Consider the following 16,305-nt stretch of genomic DNA (forward strand, 5'->3'; position numbering starts at 1 on the left):
AAGGGCCCGGGTCAGGCAATATCATTCAATCCAGATGCGCCCAGGTCATCCTGAACAGCGCCCCACCCCACACCGAATCGCCGACCTGAACCTGCCCGCCATGGGACTGCGACACCCGCCTCACCAGCGCCAGGCCCAGGCCGAAACCCCCGGTGCGCCGATCCCGGCTGGCGTCCAGTCGTGAAAACGGTTCGAAGATTCTTTCCCGGCCATCCAGCGGCACGCCCGGCCCGTCATCGCTGACCCGCACTTCATAGTCATCGCCATTGCGCAGCAGAGATACCTCAACACGCTGCTCGGCATAGCGGATGGCATTGCGCAGCAGGTTGATCACCGCGCGCGCCATGAAACGCGGTTCGATACTGACAGTGTCAACCTTGCAATCGGCGATCGCTAACTGTACCCCAGCCGCTTCAGCTTCCAGCGCCACGCTACCGACGACGCTATCGAGCCAGTCGACCGCGTGAATAGTCTCCCTTTTGATGACCGTCGCACCGTGCTCGAGGCTGGCGTAGGTCAGCAGCTCGGAAACCATTTCCTCAAGTTCGCCGAGGTCGGCGTACATGTCCGCGATCAGCTCTCGATTCTGGCTCGCGTCGGGCTGCTGCTTGAGCTGATCGAGTTCGAACGACAGCCGCGCGATCGGTGTGCGCAATTCGTGGGACACCGCGTTGGTCAGTTCGCGCTGGTTGGCGATCAAGCCCTCGATGCGCGCCGCCATCAGATTGAAGTGCTCGGCCAGATCGCGGATGTTCGAGCGCCGCGACAACTGGATGCGCACCGACAGATCATTATCGCCGAAACGCTCGGCCGCCAGCCGCAGCTTTTCCAGATCGCGCCAGTGTGGACGCACCCAGAAAAACAGAACGATGCCGATCAACACCGCCAACATCATGTACGCCGCAGTGATGTAGAACGGCATCAGACTCGGCTCGGGCGGGAGCTTGATGCTGAGCAACTGCGAGCCGCCGTCGATGTTGCTGATGAACTGCGTGTAGTCGTCGCGGATCACCAACAGGTTGTGCGCCAGTTCGGCTTTTTCCTGCGGCGTCAGGGCCAGTTGATCGGCCTCGACCAGACTCAGCGACAAACCGTAATGGGCGCGCAACGAATCGAGTTTCTGCTCACGCTCGGCACCCTGGCGGCCTTGCAGATGATCGACCAGCGACCACGCCTGACCGCGCACGGCTTCACGGTTGTAATCGCGCATCTGGCTGTCGAGCAACGCGTTGAACGTGTGTTCGACGGTCTGCAAGGCCAGCACCAGACCCACCGTCATCACCAGAAACAGCCCGAGAAACAAACGCAGCATCTACAACTCCCACGCGAACGGATTGAACAGATAGCCCTTGCCCCAAACGGTCTTGATGCACACCGGCTCGCGCGGATTGTCCTTGAGTTTGTTGCGCAATTTGCTGATGTAGACATCGACGCTGCGGTTGAGGCCGTCGAAAGCGATGCCGCGCATGCGATTGAGAATGTCATCGCGGGAAAGAATCTTGCCCGCCGCGCTGGCGAGCAACCAGAGCAACTCGAACTCCATGGTGGTCAGCTCGATCAGCTCACCGGTCAAGCGCACTTCACGGCAACTGCGGTCGATGCTCAATTGCCCGAACTCAAGGAAACTGACGACGCTGGTGTCCGGCGTCTGCCGCCGTTGCAACGCGCGCAGCCGCGCGAGCAGCACCGGCGGCTTGATCGGTTTGATTACGTAGTCGTCAGCGCCGGACTCCAGGCCGAGGATGTGATCGAGGTCGTCTTCCTTGGCGGTGAGGATCACGATCGGCGTGTCCGAGACGCTGCGGATTTCCCGGCAGACCTGCAAGCCGCTCTGCCCCGGCAACATCAGGTCGAGCACGACCATTTTCGGCTTGAATTCGAGAAACGCAGCCACGGCCAGATCCCCCCGATGCACCGTGCGTACCTCGTAGCCGTGTTGTTCAAGAAAGTGCGCGATCAACGCGGCGAGACGCTCATCGTCTTCGACCAGCAGCACCTTGCCGAAACCCAGGTTATCCATAATGACCGTTGCCAAGCCAAACGTGAAAGGGCCGATATTATGCGGGCAATCATTGATCAGGCGCTGACGCCAGACAGCAAAAACCGGCCACGCGGGCCGGTTTTCGGTGATGTTTCATACTTTTAAGATTTTTTTACAATCCGACAATGATGTCCGATTGGATTGCGGCAACTCCAACCCGATCACGCGGCGACCGGAACACCGCTGTGGAAGCGGAATTCCTCGTCCGGCGATTCGATCAGTTCCTGCTCGGCCGCACGGACGCGCTCGATCACCTGCGCGACATCCTTGGCATCACCATACTGATAGGCCAGTTTCAGATAGCCCTGAAAATGCCGCGCCTCGCTTTTCAGCAAACCGAAATAGAACTTGCCCAGTTCTTCGTCCAGATGCGGCACCAGTGCTTCGAAGCGTTCACAGCTGCGCGCTTCGATGAAGGCACCAACCACCAGCGTATCCACCAGTTTCACCGGTTCGTGACTGCGCACCACTTTGCGCAGGCCCGAGGCGTAGCGGCCGGCGTGCAGCTGACGCAGCTCGATCTTGCGCCGTTTCATGATGCGCATGACCTGCTCGTGATGCACCAGTTCTTCCCGGGCCAGGCGCGACATCATGTTGATCAGGTCGACGTGGGCGTGGTACTTGGCAATCAGGCTCAGCGCGGTACTGGCGGCCTTGAACTCGCAGTTTTTGTGGTCGATCAGCAGGGTTTCCTGATCGGCCAGTGCCGCCTGGACCCAGGCGTCGGGGGTGCGGCAGCCAAGGAATTCGTGGATTTCGGGAAGGATCATGGGGCTCACGGTAAAAAGGTGTTCGAGCGAAGGGCGCCGATTATACCGGCCTGCCCGCAGACCACCAGCAGCGGCTGTTGATATGCATCAAGTCGCAGACGTTCGGGTAGCAACTATAGTTGTGCAACGCCGTGCCTTTTCTTTGCTGGAGACTCCGCTCATGCAAGCCATTCGCAGCATTCTGGTGGTCATCGAACCTGAACATGCGGAAAGCCTGGCGCTCAAACGCGCCAAGCTGATCGCCGGTGTCACCCAGGCTCATCTGCACCTATTGGTGTGCGACAAAAAGCATGACCACGCCGGCCTGCTCACCGTGCTCAAGGCTGCATTGCTCGCCGAAGGCTACAGCGTGACCACCGAACAGGCGTGGAACGAGAGCCTGCACGAAACCATCATCGATGTGCAGCAGGCCGAAGGTTGCGGCCTGGTGATCAAGCAGCACTTCCCCGACAGTTCACTGAAAAAGGCTTTGCTGACTCCGGCGGACTGGAAGTTGCTGCGTCACTGCCCTACTCCGGTGCTGCTGGTGAAAACCGCCGGCTCATGGAAGGACAAAGTGATTCTTGCTGCGGTCGATGTCGGCAATGCCGACGGTGAGCACCGGCATTTGCACAGCACTATCATCGATCACGGCTATGACATCGCCAGTCTGGCCAAGGCGCATCTGCATGTGATCACCGCGCATCCGTCGCCGATGCTCTCGGCGGCAGACCCGACGTTTCAGCTCAAGTCGACCATAGAAGCCAGATACCGCGAGCAGTGCCGGGCGTTTCAGGCTGAGTTCGATGTCGATGACGAGCACCTGCACGTCGAGGAGGGACCGGCGGATGTGCTGATTCCATTCATGGCGCACAAGCTGCAGGCAGCGGTGACGGTGATTGGTACAGTGGCGCGCAGTGGCTTGTCAGGCGCGTTGATCGGCAATACCGCTGAAGCGGTGCTGGATACGCTGGAAAGCGATGTGCTGGTGCTCAAGCCGCAGGAGGTTGAGGATCATCTGGTGGAACTGACCGTGAAACATTAAGAGCAAAAGATCGCAGCCCTTCGGCAGCTCCTACAGGTAGAACGCATTCCCATGCAGGAGCTGCCGAAGGCTGCGATCTTTTGCTGTTCAGGCGCCGAAGGCGTCTTTCAGAAAGCCCGGGGCGATGTAGCGCTGATAATGCGCTTCCGACAGCAGGAAGAATTCCCGATCAATGGCATCACGCAGTTCCGGCAGGTTCCAGTCGCGGAACTCTGGCAGCAACACCATCCCGTACGCCTCGAGATTAACGATCACCCGCGCCCCCCGGGCGATCAGCTGATAGGCCCAGCAATATTCCGACTGATGCGGTACGAAGCGGATCTTGCGCTGCTCGAGCTGCTCGCGCAGGCGCGCCGGATCGAAGATCTCGACCTTGCTCGCCATCACTTGTGACAGCAATTGCTCCAGACGCAGCCACACCGCACGCTTTTCCTCCTCGTTGTACCCATTCCAATGGATCACTTCGTGGTGGAAACGCTTGCAGCCACGGCACACCAGGTCACCGTAAACGGTGGAGCAGAGGCCGACGCAGGGGGTCTTGATGGTCTGATTAGGCATAAATGGGCAGAACACTGAAACGCGGAACAGGCCGGCATGTTAGCCCTTTGTCAGGCATTGATCACCCCTCAAACAGCAAGGTCTCGCCAGCGTCGCAGGTTTGCTCCGGCCACGCTGATTGCCACGAAAGTCCAATAGAGCGCGACTTACCTTTAAATTTTTTTTGCCGTAGAATCAGCCAGCCTTTTAAGGCGCCAATGTCCGTTAGAAGCTGTTTTCAAAGCGTCACGAGCACAGTCGTTCCTTCAGAGCGGTGTTGGCGAAGGGTTTTTCCAGCGGGGAAAAGCCCAACGCCAACCCTCATCAGCTCCCCGTTCTGCAGGCGTAAAACTTTGAAAGCAGCTTCTGTAAGGAATTGCCGGTAATTCTGGCCGAACGACCCACAACGTCGTGAGGCGCATGAGTACGGCAATTTCGGGATGAGCGTCCCGGACACCCATTTGGGACCACTGATGAGGGTAATAACTGTGCTTGAAGCCTACCGCAAACATATCGAAGAGCGTGCAGCCCTGGGTATCGTTCCCCAGCCGCTTAACGCCGAACAAACAGCAGGCCTGATCGAGCTGCTGAAGAACCCTCCGGCTGGCGAAGAAGCTTTCCTCGTTGACCTGATCACCAATCGCGTACCACCTGGAGTGGACGAAGCCGCCTACGTCAAGGCCGGTTTCCTGTCTGCCCTGGCCAAGGGCGAAGCCACCTCCCCTCTGCTGGACAAGAAACGCGCTGTAGAACTGCTCGGCACCATGCAGGGCGGCTACAACATCGTCACCCTCGTTGAACTGCTGGACGACGCCGAGCTGGCGCCAGTCGCCGCCGAAGAACTCAAGCACACCCTGCTGATGTTCGACGCCTTCCACGACGTCGCGGAAAAAGCCAAGAACGGCAACGTTCACGCCAAAGCCGTGCTGCAATCCTGGGCTGACGGCGAGTGGTTCAAGAAGCGCCCGGTGCTGGCCGACAAGATCAGCCTGCGCGTTTTCAAAGTGACCGGCGAAACCAACACCGACGACCTCTCCCCTGCGCCAGACGCCTGGTCGCGTCCTGATATCCCGCTGCACGCCCTGGCCATGCTGAAAATGGCCCGTGACGGTATTGTTCCGGACGAGCAAGGCAAGACCGGCCCGATGAAGCAGATCGAAGAAATGCGCGGCCAGGGTTTCCCGATCGCCTACGTCGGTGACGTGGTCGGTACCGGTTCGTCGCGTAAATCGGCCACCAACTCGGTGCTGTGGTTCTTCGGCGACGACATCCCGTACGTGCCGAACAAGCGCGCCGGCGGTTTCTGCTTCGGCAGCAAGATCGCTCCGATCTTCTACAACACCATGGAAGATGCCGGCGCCCTGCCGATCGAGTTCGACGTGTCGAACATGAACATGGGCGACGTGATCGACCTGTACCCGCACGCTGGCAAAGTCTGCAAGCACGGTACCGACGAAGTCATCACCACTTTCGAAATGAAAACCCCGGTGCTGCTGGACGAAGTCCGTGCCGGCGGTCGTATCCCGCTGATCATTGGCCGTGGCCTGACCGAGAAGGCTCGCGCCGAATTGGGTCTGCCGCCGTTCGACCTGTTCAAGAAGCCGGAAGCTCCGGCTGAAAGCACCAAGGGCTTCACCCTGGCGCAGAAAATGGTCGGCAAGGCCTGCGGTCTGGCAGAAGGCCAGGGCGTACGTCCTGGCACCTACTGCGAACCGAAGATGACCACCGTGGGCTCTCAGGACACCACAGGTCCGATGACCCGTGACGAACTGAAAGACCTGGCGTGCCTGGGCTTCTCCGCTGATCTGGTGATGCAGTCGTTCTGCCACACCGCGGCTTATCCAAAGCCGATCGACGTGACCACCCACCACACCCTGCCTGACTTCATCATGACCCGCGGCGGCGTTTCCCTGCGTCCGGGTGACGGCATCATCCACTCGTGGCTGAACCGCATGCTGCTGCCGGACACCGTCGGTACCGGTGGTGACTCGCACACCCGTTTCCCGATGGGCATCTCGTTCCCGGCCGGTTCCGGTCTGGTCGCGTTCGCCGCTGCCACTGGTGTAATGCCGCTGGACATGCCGGAATCGATCCTGGTGCGCTTCAAAGGCAAGATGAAACCCGGCATCACCCTGCGTGACCTGGTTCATGCCATTCCGTACTTCGCTATCCAGAACGGTCTGCTGACCGTCGAGAAGAAAGGCAAGAAAAACGCCTTCTCCGGCCGCATCCTGGAAATCGAAGGCCTGGAAGGTCTGACCCTGGAGCAGGCGTTCGAACTGTCCGACGCCTCGGCCGAACGTTCGGCTGCCGGTTGCACCATCAAGCTGTCGAAAGAGTCGATCACCGAGTACCTGCAGTCCAACATCACCCTGCTGCGCTGGATGATCGGCGAAGGCTACGGCGATGCCCGCACTCTGGAACGCCGCGCTCAAGCGATGGAAGCCTGGATCGCCAATCCTGAGCTGATGGAAGCCGATGCCGACGCCGAATACGCCGAAGTCATCGAAATCGATCTGGCCGAGATCAACGAGCCTGTGCTCTGCGCGCCGAACGATCCGGACGACGCCCGTCTGCTGTCCAGCGTTGCTGGCGAGAAGATCGACGAAGTGTTCATCGGTTCGTGCATGACCAACATCGGTCACTTCCGCGCTGCCGGTAAGTTGCTGGATCAGGTCAAGGGTCAGCTGCCAACCCGTCTGTGGCTGTCGCCGCCGACCAAGATGGACGCTCACCAACTGACCGAAGAAGGCTACTACGGCATCTACGGCAAGGCCGGCGCACGCATGGAAATGCCAGGCTGCTCGCTGTGCATGGGTAACCAGGCACGCGTTGAGCCGAACAGCACCGTGGTGTCGACTTCGACCCGTAACTTCCCGAACCGTCTGGGCGACGGCGCGAACGTCTACCTGGCCTCGGCCGAGCTGGCGTCCGTGGCTTCGATCCTGGGTCGCCTGCCGACCGTCGAGGAGTACATGGAATACGCTGGCAAGATCGACAGCATGGCGGCCGATGTCTACCGCTACCTGTCCTTCGACCAGATCGCCGAATTCCGTGAAGCTGCTGCGAATGCCAAGATCCCGGTCGTTCAAGCCTAACGCTGCAAAGCAATAAAAAACGCCGCCCATCGTGAGATGAGCGGCGTTTTTTTATGCCTGCCGGGCATGCATCACGCAAAACCTAGTGGGAGCGAGCCTGCTCGCGATGGCAGGCTCGCAATCGCACAGATCGGTCAGACAGACAGTTTGTAAACCAACGCCGAAATCGCCACCAGCCCGACCGCTGTAACAAATACGTTCGACGCCTGACCGCGATAGCGCGACATCGCTGGAACCTTGCGGATGGCATACATCGGCATCAGAAACAGAATCGCCGCAATCACCGGACCACCGATGGTCTCGATCATGCCGAGGATGCTCGGGTTCAGCGTCGCGACAATCCAGCAGATCACCAGCATCAACGCCGCCACAATGCGATCCAGCGCCTTGGCGCCGGGGCGTTTGCCGCTCTTGACGATCAAACCCTTGAGACCTTCGCTGGCACCAATGTAATGGCCGAGGAACGACTTGGAGATCGCCACAAAGGCAATCAACGGCGCCGCGAAGGCGATGGTCGGGTTGCTGAAGTGGTTGGCCAGGTACGACAGGATCGACAGGTTCTGGTCTTTGGCCTCCGCCAATTGCTCCGGCGACAGGGTCAGTACGCAGCTGAATACGAAGAACAGCACCATCAGCACCATCAGTGCGTGGGCGCGGGAGAGGATCTGCGAACTGCGCTCTTCGGCATGCACGCCGTAGCGGCGCTTCTGATCGACCGCAAATGCCGAGATGATCGGCGAATGGTTGAACGAGAACACCATCACCGGAATCGCCAGCCACAGCGTGTGCAGGAGCGCGGACGGCGCCGGCACTTGCGAGGCAGTGGCGAGGATGCCGCCGTTCCAGTGCGGAATCAGGTATACGGCGAGGAACAGCAGCGCGACGATGAACGGATAGACCATCAGGCTCATGGCCTTGACGATTGCTTGCTCGCCGCACCGCACCACGGCCAGCAGCCCGAGAATCAGCACGAACGACAGCAGCGCGCGCGGCGGCGGTGTGATGTGCAGTTGATGTTCGAGGAAACTGGCGACCGTGTTGGTCAGGCCGACGCTGTAGATCAACAGGATCGGGAAGATGGCGAAGAAGTACAACAACGTGATCAGGGCGCCGGCCTTGATACCGAAATGCTGCTCGACCACTTCGGTGATATCGGCGCCTTCGCGACCGGACAGCACAAAACGGGTCAGACCACGGTGTGCGTAAAACGTCATCGGGAACGCCAGCAGCGCAAGGATCACCAGCGGCCAGAAGCCACCCAGCCCTGCGTTGATCGGCAAAAACAGGGTGCCGGCGCCAATGGCCGTCCCAAACAGTCCCAGCATCCAGGTGGTGTCCTGGCGATTCCAGCTCGAAAGTTCAGCGGGTGCTGCTGCGTCGAAGCGCTTTTCGAGGCTATTGGCCTGATCATTCATCCGGTCGGATCTCCGCTTTCCGGTCACTTGCCACTCGGTCAGGACGCGTCGGAAAAAACCGACAGACATGCTCCGGCCGAAACAGGGGCGCGATTCTCCGTGATAAATCAACGCAAGCAAAGACTTAGCTGAGGAATGGTTGTGCGGAGCAGATCCAAGGATGGTCGTTTATGGAAAAAACAAGGTCGTTTATGGATACGTCAGATGCCGCAAACGGATACGTTTTGCACCCACCCATGCGTCATCGAATGCGCCTAGAGCGATATGCCGAGCATGAAACCCAATAAAACGCAGTACAGCCCGAAGCCGAAAAGCAACCAGAGCTTGCCATTTTCGCGCTTGTCTCTATTGCGCACCGCTTCGTCATATTCTGCGAACTCTCGCTCAATTTGCTCCAGTCGTGCCTTACGGTCATATGTGCTCATACTGATTAACCTTTGAATAATGCGCCTGACGGTTGTGAAGCATGAAGACTCACAACTTGAAGAAAAACCCTGCCACTGCGGTGATTGCAGTCAAGACTCCACCAAACACTGCAATTGGATAGAGCTTCGTCTCCCTTGATAACTTTTTCTCTTCAGCCTGAAGCTTTTTCCATTCAGCCACGAGTTTCCTTGATTCGTTTTCCAGCCTGTCGAGCTCCAGATTTTCGCGATCGTTATGGAACATTTGCCCTCCTTGGCTGCTGGCGGATCGGTGTCAGCATTTGCATGCACATCGACGGCTATCGTCATGCTCTTATCATCAAACTGTTCCATTCACGCTGACCAGCAGACGCATCTGCCATTCCCGTAGGCAAAATCCGCGAGTCACGTAAGCCGCCTCATACACGGAATTTGCGATATTCCAGACCAATTACCTGCCAGAACCCTGCCCTTGATCTAGCGTGTGAGAAGCCATAACCCAAGGAGCCTCCCATGCCACTGGTCCGCATCGACATCCAGCAAAACCCCGATCCTACTTTCGCCAAGCGCATCGGCGAACAGATCTACGCCGCCCTGCGCAGTTGTATCGATGTGCCCGAGCACGACAACTTCCAGATTCTCAACGAGCACGACGGCCAGCATTTCGTGTACGACCCGCAATACCTCGGCATCGAGCGCAGCGACGGCGTGGTGTTCATCCAGATCACCATTAGCGAAGGCCGCAGCGTGGAAAAGAAACAATTACTGTACAAAACCATCGCTGAGAGCCTGCATGCGCAACTGGGTATTCGCCTGGAGGATGTGTTCATCAATCTGCTGGAGGTGAAGAAAGAGAACTGGTCGTTCGGCAACGGCGTTGCGCAATACGTCAGCTGATTGGCAGCGCCCGTGCCTGCGTGCTTGCTTGTTCCACGAACCCGTCCAGAATCAAAGCACCACTGCGCGAATGCAACGATTGCCAAGCCGCTGCGGATTCAGCACTCTGAATCGACTTTCGCGACCCACCCGCCGCCAATCACAGGAGCCGCGCAATGCCCGCAACCGTTCTGGTACTGGTTGAAACGATCAATGACTATCTGCCGATTCTTGAACATCAGGGATTCCACCTGATCCTTGCACCAACGCCAGCCGAACGCGCGCAAGCCATCGCCACTCATGGCAGTCGCATCGATGCCGTGCTCACTCGCGGCCCACTGGGCCTGACTGCGCAAGAGATCAGCGCCCTCCCCGCTCTGAAAATCATCACGGTGATCGGCGCCGGTTATGAACAGGTCGACCTGCAAGCGGCCAGCGACAGAGGGATCACCGTCACCAATGGTGCCGGGGTCAACGCTTCGTCGGTGGCCGATCATGCGATGGCGCTGCTGCTGGCCTTGGTCCGCGATATTCCGCGCTGCGATGCAGCAGTGCGCCGCGGTGAATGGCCGAAAATCATGCGGCCGTCGCTGGCCGGCAAGCGTCTGGGCATCCTCGGGCTGGGCGCGGTGGGCATGGCCGTCGCCAAACGCGCCGAACTGGGTTTCGACATGGAGATCAGCTACCACAACCGCCAGGTGCGCAGCGACGTTTCCTATGCGTTCTGCTCGACACCGACCGATCTGGCTCGAGCCTCGGATTTTCTTGTGGTCGCCACGCCCGGTGGCATTACAACGCAGCACCTGGTGACACGAGCAGTGCTCGATGCGCTGGGACCCAATGGATTCATCGTCAATATCGCCCGGGCCAGCGTGATCGCTACGGCGGACCTGATCACCGCACTGGAACAGCGGCGCATCGCCGGTGCCGCTCTGGATGTGTTCGATCACGAACCGGAAGTACCCGACGCCCTGAAAAGCCTCAGCAACGTCGTACTGACTCCACACGTCGCCGGGCTATCCCCGGAAGCCACACAAGGCACCGTTGAGCTGGTGGGCAAGAATCTGATGGCATTTTTCTCCGGACAACCGGTGCTCACTCCCGTCGCCCTGCCGCCGAAACTGAGTAATCAGCGCGTGCATTAATGCGCATAGCAACCCAGGTCTACGGCGCTCCCCGCCCCCATTCTCAAAGTTGATCATCCAGCAACACGCTAACCTATAAGACCGAGCCGCGCTTGTGAGCATTCGAGCGCGCCATTAGATTAGCCAATGATGTCTGGCCTCCAAAATAAGCAGAAGGGATAAGCATGGCGCTTACTGACCAGTCCACCCGGATCCGCGCGGGCGAAGAACTCGATGCCAGCCTGATCGATCCGTACCTCAAGGCGCACATTCCCGGCCTGACCGGCACTCCGCAGATCAGCCAGTTTCCTGGCGGTGCGTCGAATCTGACCTACCTGCTGGAATACCCGGAACAGGAATTTGTTCTGCGTCGCCCGCCGTTCGGCCACAAGGCCAAATCCGCCCACGACATGGGGCGTGAATTCCGCATTCTCAACCAATTGCGCGACGGCTTTCCGTATTGCCCGAAGGCCTACGTACATTGCACCGACGAAGCCGTCATCGGTGCCGAGTTCTACGTGATGGAACGGGTCAAGGGCATCATCCTGCGCGCTGAGCTGCCGCCGGAACTGGGCCTCGATTCGGCGAAAACCGAAGCGCTGTGCAAAAGCTTTATCGACCGGTTCGTCGAGCTGCATCGGGTCGATTACAACGCCAGCGGTCTCGGCGACCTGGGCAAGCCTGAAGGCTACGTCGCCCGGCAGATCAAGGGCTGGAGCGAGCGTTACGAAAAAGCCCTGACCCCGGACGCGCCGCACTGGGAAGCGGTCAAAGCCTGGCTCCACGACAAGATGCCGGCCGACCACCCGACGTCGAGCATCGTCCACAACGACTACCGTTTCGACAATGTCATCCTCGACCCGGCCAATCCGATGCAGATCATCGGCGTGCTCGACTGGGAACTGACCACCCTCGGCGACCCGCTGATGGACCTGGGCAACACCCTCGCCTACTGGATCGAAGCCGGCGACCCGGCACCGGTGCAACTGATGCGCCGCCAGCCAAGCCACGCGCCGGGCATGCTGACGCGCCGCGAGTTCGTCGACTACTACGCCGAGCGCTCAGGTATCCGCATCGACAACTTCGACTTCTACTACACCTACGGCCTGTTCCGCCTGGCCGGCATCGTTCAGCAGATCTACTACCGCTTCTACCATGGCCAGACGCAGGACAAACGCTTCGCGCAGTTCATTCACATGAACAAACTGCTCGAGCAGATGAGCCTGCAGGTCATTCAGAAATCCAGCCTCTGATCCGGGCCAATAACAAGACTTTCAACAAGGGAAACCCATGTCCAAGACTCAGTTGTTCGACCTCGACGGCAAAATCGCTTTCGTCTCCGGCGCCAGCCGTGGCATCGGTGAAGCCATCGCCAAACTGCTGGCCCAGCAAGGCGCCCATGTGATTGTTTCGAGCCGCAAGCTAGAAGGCTGCCAGCACGTTGCTGACGCCATCACCGCCGCCGGCGGCAAGGCAACAGCCGTGGCCTGCCACATCGGTGAGATGGAGCAGATCAGCCAGGTCTTCGCCGGGATCAAGGAACAGTTCGGCCGCCTCGACATCCTGGTCAACAACGCCGCAACCAACCCGCAGTTCTGCAACGTGCTCGACACCGATCTGGGTGCGTTCCAGAAAACTGTCGACGTGAACATTCGCGGCTATTTCTTCATGTCGGTCGAAGCCGGCAAGCTGATGCGCGAAAACGGTGGCGGCAGCATTATCAACGTCGCCTCGATCAACGGCATCTCGCCGGGGATTTTCCAGGGCATTTACTCGGTGACCAAAGCGGCGGTCATCAACATGACCAAAGTCTTCGCCAAGGAATGCGCGCAATTCGGCATCCGCTGCAACGCCCTGCTTCCCGGCCTGACCGACACCAAATTCGCCTCGGCCCTGGTCAAGAACGATGCGATTTTGAAACAGGCACTGACGCAGATCCCGCTCAAGCGCGTAGCCGACCCGAGCGAAATGGCCGGCGCGGTGTTGTATCTCGCCAGCGATGCGTCGAGCTACACCACCGGCGTGGCGCTGAATGTGGATGGCGGGTTCCTGTCCTGATTTCCTCGGCAAATTGCTAACCCGTGTGGGAGCGAGCCTGCTCGCGAAAACGTTGTGTCAGTCACCTATGTTTTGACTGATACCACGCATTCGCGAGCAGGCTCGCTCCCACAGGGTCACTGCAGGATTCCAGGCCACGTGCAATCGAGCAATAGCGAGTCTTATTGGGTGATGCAACGGGTAGTGGTGATGTGGCGCGTTACTTGCCCATCGACATACATATCCCCGGCAACCTCAGTATTCTCCAGCACCTCACACCGACGTTCCGGCGGTGGCGGCGGCGCGACAGGCGCAGGCGGTGGAGGACTGGAACAACCGGCCAACAGCACAGCAAGAAAAGCCAACGGCAATACGCGTTTCCCAGGATTATTCATAGGACGACCCGCGGTAAAGAGAGACAAACTCCCGCAACCCAACCGGCCGCGGAAGACCTGACCACTCATTCTTTATAGCTGAGCGCCTTGTTAGCGCCAGTGGATTGGGGAGATTGGCTGGGATTGGCTGTCGGTTTTGCGGGGATTTTTCAGCAGAGGGCTGATTGAGATCATCGTTGTCGGCGAGGGCCTCATCGCGAGCAGGCTCGCTCCCACAGAAAATCAAAAGCAAAATCAAAAGATCGCAGCCTTCGGCAGCTCCTACACACGATGAGCGTTAGCTCGAGTACCGCTTTTTGATCTTGATCTCAGAGCCCGTCGGCAGGCTGAGTGGAGGGATTGATCCGAGCGTGGGAGCGCAGCGACCGTACGATGCAGTCGCACACAGCGCAAGGAGGTGCAGCGAAGCAAACCGTAGCCGCTGCGCCAGGATCGATCCCGCAGCGAACGGACCCAGAGCCTCAGCGAGCAGGCCGAACGTCAGGGCGAAGACCTTTTGGTTCCTTTGGGCTGGGCCGGCATTCCGGCGTTTGCCAAAAGGGACTCGCCGTAAGGGCGAAACCGCCAGCCGCAACACCCGCAGAAACGGATATTCAACCCAACCCCCCAGAGCATGGCCGGCCCAAAGGCCGCCAAGACCCAAAGCGCGCTTAAGCCAAATCCGGATCCCGCGAAGAACGCAAGGAATTGCTCCCAAGCTCATACCGCAACTCATCCACCAACGCCTCAACCGCCCCGGGCGTACGCAGCGAAGCCAGATCCAGACCGCTGATCACCAGATCAACCTGCCCGGAATCCCGGTGATACAACTTGACCGTCAGCGAATGATCACCATCCACCGAACACTCACAAGCCAGCGGCGCAAAACTGTGCTCGAGCCGAGCGCGCAACTGCGCAAGATTCATCATTGACGTTGTTCCTATGGCTGTTTCAAAAGGGGCACGATCGCGGGCCCGAAACAGCCCACACCGCACCCCACCAGCCTAAGAACAGGACGTCCTGGCCAATACATGAATTTGCACCCTTGGAACTAGTGCATTTGCACCCCTCAGCGCTGGCCCTTGGTGCCCCACTCCCCCGAAAACAAACCCCGCTCCCGAGCCCAGACAATCGCCTCGCTGCGGCTATGCACATCAATTTTCGAGTACACAGTGGCAACATGATTGCGCACGGTATTGGGCGCCAGTTTCAACCGCGCGGCGATCTCTTTGTCCGCCAGACCTTCGCAGATCAACCCCAACACATCGCGCTCACGCGCCGTCAGATCAGTGAACGAAGCGCTGGGCAGCTGCGGCGAGTTGATTTTCTTCACGTTGGCCAGCTTCTCGATCAACGTCCGGCTGAACCACGAAGCATCCTTCATCACCTCTTCAATCGCTGCCACCAGCTCAAGCTCAGTGCGCTTGCGCTCGGTCATGTCCATCAGCACCAGCAGATAACAGGAAACATCGTGAATATTTACGGTGTCAGCGGAAACCGCACACTCCAGCAACTCCTCATCTTTCTTGCGCACCGGCACGTCGACGCGATCCACCCGACCGTTCTTCGCCAGCGCCGACAACAGCCGCGTGCGCGCGCCGTCATCGTGGATGAAGCTCAGCTGCGTCACGGTCTTGCCGAGCACGTCATCGCTGTCATAGGCCAGGGTATCGAGAAATGCCTGATTGACGTCGATGACCTCCTGCTTGTCGGCGGTGCAGATCAGAATCGGTACCGGTGTCAGACGAAACGCCTTGGCGAAACGCTCTTCGCTCTGACGCAAGGCAACTTCGACCCGGCGCCGAGGTTCCATGTCGACGAAGGAAAACAGCATGCAATTCTCGTCATTGAGCAACAGCGGCTGCCCGGCAACGATGACCTGTTTGCTGCCCCCGTCCGGAAGGCGCAGTTCCGCCTGCATCTGCGGGATGGTCACGACATCGCGCAAGCGCTGAACGGCCAGATCGCGCTGATCGGCCTGTTCGAAAATATCGATTTCATAGGCCGAAGTACCGATCACCTGATCGCGGGTGTAGCCGGTCATTTCCAGAAAACCCGGATTGACCTTGATGTAGCGCAAATCGCTGAGACGGCAGATCACGGCCGGAGCGGGATTGGCATTGAAGGTTTTTTCGAACCGCTGCTCGGCGTTGGCCCAATCGGTGACGTCACTCATGATGAGTACCAGCGACTCGGGCTGTCCCACACGATCGGTCAGCACCATGCTGCGCACACTGTGCACCCAGATATGGTCGGGGTCGTCAACGGACGAGACTTCGATCAGCACGTCATTGAACGCCTCACAACGCGCCACCCGGCTGATCGGGTAGTTCTCGGGTGGCAAGACATGATTATTGCGATAGCGCAGCGTGAAGCGCTTGGCGTACTCGTCGGCGTTGGTGCCCAGATCACCGATGGTGCTGACGCCATGCATGGTCAGCGCCGCTTCGTTGGCCCAGAGGATGCTTTTGTCGAGCTCCAGCAGAATCACCCCGTCCGACAGCCCGGCGATGATCTGCTGCAACTGGCGACGGTTGGTTTCGGTAGTCAGGACTTCCTGGCTCATTGGATCTCCACACTGTGATGCGGCTAGGTGAAAAGTACG

General features: G+C 59.1%; 15 protein-coding genes. 6 read left to right on the forward strand and 9 right to left on the reverse strand.

Annotated elements, in window-relative coordinates; all coding sequences use genetic code 11:
• Positions 1 to 25 precede the first annotated feature (25 nt).
• From AC4IHP_RS14725 to AC4IHP_RS14735, 3 genes are all read right to left on the reverse strand, one after another.
• Positions 26 to 1,312 (reverse strand): ATP-binding protein, encoded by a 1,287-nt coding sequence (locus AC4IHP_RS14725; RefSeq protein WP_490832021.1) that lies wholly within the window; start codon positions 1,310 to 1,312, stop codon positions 26 to 28.
• On the reverse strand, positions 1,313 to 2,020 hold the full coding sequence (locus AC4IHP_RS14730) for a response regulator (protein ID WP_490832022.1): 708 nt from the start codon (positions 2,018 to 2,020) through the stop codon (positions 1,313 to 1,315).
• 182 nt (positions 2,021 to 2,202) lie between these two features.
• On the reverse strand, positions 2,203 to 2,811 hold the full coding sequence (locus tag AC4IHP_RS14735; protein WP_041480839.1) for a MiaE family protein: 609 nt from the start codon (positions 2,809 to 2,811) through the stop codon (positions 2,203 to 2,205).
• A 160-nt stretch (positions 2,812 to 2,971) separates the two neighbouring features.
• Between AC4IHP_RS14735 and AC4IHP_RS14740 the strand changes: the two genes are divergently transcribed.
• Positions 2,972 to 3,835 (forward strand): universal stress protein, encoded by an 864-nt coding sequence (locus tag AC4IHP_RS14740; protein ID WP_490832023.1) that lies wholly within the window; start codon positions 2,972 to 2,974, stop codon positions 3,833 to 3,835.
• 87 nt (positions 3,836 to 3,922) lie between these two features.
• Here the strand turns inward: AC4IHP_RS14740 and AC4IHP_RS14745 are convergent, their stop codons facing one another.
• Positions 3,923 to 4,393 carry a DUF1289 domain-containing protein gene (locus AC4IHP_RS14745; RefSeq protein ID WP_101155227.1) on the reverse strand — a complete coding sequence of 157 codons (471 nt, stop codon included), beginning with the start codon at positions 4,391 to 4,393 and terminating at the stop codon, positions 3,923 to 3,925.
• Between the two features lie 467 nt (positions 4,394 to 4,860).
• Here AC4IHP_RS14745 and acnB point away from each other — a divergent pair, with 467 nt between their 5' ends.
• Positions 4,861 to 7,470 carry a bifunctional aconitate hydratase 2/2-methylisocitrate dehydratase gene (acnB, locus tag AC4IHP_RS14750; protein WP_039763151.1) on the forward strand — a complete coding sequence of 870 codons (2,610 nt, stop codon included), beginning with the start codon at positions 4,861 to 4,863 and terminating at the stop codon, positions 7,468 to 7,470.
• A gap of 134 nt (positions 7,471 to 7,604) precedes the next feature.
• On the opposite strand, the gene AC4IHP_RS14755 is transcribed toward acnB, so the two are convergent.
• The 3 genes from AC4IHP_RS14755 to AC4IHP_RS14765 all read right to left on the reverse strand — a co-directional run bounded on the left by AC4IHP_RS14755 (position 7,605) and on the right by AC4IHP_RS14765 (position 9,554).
• Positions 7,605 to 8,885, reverse strand: coding sequence for an HAAAP family serine/threonine permease (locus AC4IHP_RS14755; RefSeq protein ID WP_490832024.1), 1,281 nt, complete (start codon positions 8,883 to 8,885; stop codon positions 7,605 to 7,607).
• A 254-nt stretch (positions 8,886 to 9,139) separates the two neighbouring features.
• Positions 9,140 to 9,310 (reverse strand): hypothetical protein, encoded by a 171-nt coding sequence (locus tag AC4IHP_RS14760; protein ID WP_163032915.1) that lies wholly within the window; start codon positions 9,308 to 9,310, stop codon positions 9,140 to 9,142.
• A 49-nt stretch (positions 9,311 to 9,359) separates the two neighbouring features.
• A complete protein-coding gene (locus AC4IHP_RS14765) occupies positions 9,360 to 9,554 on the reverse strand; it encodes an FtsB/FtsL family cell division protein (RefSeq protein ID WP_056789207.1) in 195 nt (64 codons plus the stop codon).
• Between the two features lie 248 nt (positions 9,555 to 9,802).
• Between AC4IHP_RS14765 and AC4IHP_RS14770 the strand changes: the two genes are divergently transcribed.
• The 4 genes from AC4IHP_RS14770 to AC4IHP_RS14785 all read left to right on the forward strand — a co-directional run bounded on the left by AC4IHP_RS14770 (position 9,803) and on the right by AC4IHP_RS14785 (position 13,347).
• Complete coding sequence (locus AC4IHP_RS14770) at positions 9,803 to 10,186, forward strand: tautomerase family protein (protein WP_460119858.1); 384 nt, start codon at positions 9,803 to 9,805, stop codon at positions 10,184 to 10,186.
• Positions 10,187 to 10,341: 155 nt separating this feature from the next.
• Positions 10,342 to 11,310 carry a 2-hydroxyacid dehydrogenase gene (locus AC4IHP_RS14775; RefSeq protein WP_460119860.1) on the forward strand — a complete coding sequence of 323 codons (969 nt, stop codon included), beginning with the start codon at positions 10,342 to 10,344 and terminating at the stop codon, positions 11,308 to 11,310.
• 164 nt (positions 11,311 to 11,474) lie between these two features.
• Positions 11,475 to 12,542, forward strand: a complete 1,068-nt coding sequence (locus tag AC4IHP_RS14780) for a phosphotransferase family protein (RefSeq protein ID WP_490832025.1) — start codon at positions 11,475 to 11,477, stop codon at positions 12,540 to 12,542.
• Positions 12,543 to 12,579: 37 nt separating this feature from the next.
• The gene (locus AC4IHP_RS14785; protein WP_024013283.1) at positions 12,580 to 13,347 is read left to right on the forward strand and encodes an SDR family oxidoreductase; all 768 of its coding nucleotides are present in this window, start codon (positions 12,580 to 12,582) and stop codon (positions 13,345 to 13,347) included.
• Between the two features lie 1,024 nt (positions 13,348 to 14,371).
• On the opposite strand, the gene AC4IHP_RS14790 is transcribed toward AC4IHP_RS14785, so the two are convergent.
• Both AC4IHP_RS14790 and AC4IHP_RS14795 read right to left on the reverse strand, forming a co-directional pair.
• Positions 14,372 to 14,629 (reverse strand): DUF1652 domain-containing protein, encoded by a 258-nt coding sequence (locus tag AC4IHP_RS14790; RefSeq protein ID WP_460119865.1) that lies wholly within the window; start codon positions 14,627 to 14,629, stop codon positions 14,372 to 14,374.
• 140 nt (positions 14,630 to 14,769) lie between these two features.
• Positions 14,770 to 16,266: a helix-turn-helix transcriptional regulator gene (locus tag AC4IHP_RS14795; RefSeq protein ID WP_490832026.1), complete on the reverse strand. Its 1,497-nt coding sequence runs from the start codon at positions 16,264 to 16,266 to the stop codon at positions 14,770 to 14,772.
• Between the last annotated feature and the right edge of the window lie 39 nt (positions 16,267 to 16,305).

The organism is Pseudomonas sp. UF-293, assembly GCF_058245595.1.

Bases quoted from the DNA above. Each gene is read 5' to 3' on its own strand.
- AC4IHP_RS14725 (WP_490832021.1), bottom strand. From the start codon at position 1,312: ATGCTGCGTTTGTTTCTCGGGCTGTTTCTGGTGATGACGGTGGGTCTG.
- AC4IHP_RS14730 (WP_490832022.1), bottom strand. From the start codon at position 2,020: ATGGATAACCTGGGTTTCGGCAAGGTGCTGCTGGTCGAAGACGATGAG.
- AC4IHP_RS14735 (WP_041480839.1), bottom strand. From the start codon at position 2,811: ATGATCCTTCCCGAAATCCACGAATTCCTTGGCTGCCGCACCCCCGAC.
- AC4IHP_RS14740 (WP_490832023.1), top strand. From the start codon at position 2,972: ATGCAAGCCATTCGCAGCATTCTGGTGGTCATCGAACCTGAACATGCG.
- AC4IHP_RS14745 (WP_101155227.1), bottom strand. From the start codon at position 4,393: ATGCCTAATCAGACCATCAAGACCCCCTGCGTCGGCCTCTGCTCCACC.
- AC4IHP_RS14755 (WP_490832024.1), bottom strand. From the start codon at position 8,885: ATGAATGATCAGGCCAATAGCCTCGAAAAGCGCTTCGACGCAGCAGCA.
- AC4IHP_RS14760 (WP_163032915.1), bottom strand. From the start codon at position 9,310: ATGAGCACATATGACCGTAAGGCACGACTGGAGCAAATTGAGCGAGAG.
- AC4IHP_RS14765 (WP_056789207.1), bottom strand. From the start codon at position 9,554: ATGTTCCATAACGATCGCGAAAATCTGGAGCTCGACAGGCTGGAAAAC.
- AC4IHP_RS14770 (WP_460119858.1), top strand. From the start codon at position 9,803: ATGCCACTGGTCCGCATCGACATCCAGCAAAACCCCGATCCTACTTTC.
- AC4IHP_RS14775 (WP_460119860.1), top strand. From the start codon at position 10,342: ATGCCCGCAACCGTTCTGGTACTGGTTGAAACGATCAATGACTATCTG.
- AC4IHP_RS14780 (WP_490832025.1), top strand. From the start codon at position 11,475: ATGGCGCTTACTGACCAGTCCACCCGGATCCGCGCGGGCGAAGAACTC.
- AC4IHP_RS14785 (WP_024013283.1), top strand. From the start codon at position 12,580: ATGTCCAAGACTCAGTTGTTCGACCTCGACGGCAAAATCGCTTTCGTC.
- AC4IHP_RS14790 (WP_460119865.1), bottom strand. From the start codon at position 14,629: ATGATGAATCTTGCGCAGTTGCGCGCTCGGCTCGAGCACAGTTTTGCG.
- AC4IHP_RS14795 (WP_490832026.1), bottom strand. From the start codon at position 16,266: ATGAGCCAGGAAGTCCTGACTACCGAAACCAACCGTCGCCAGTTGCAG.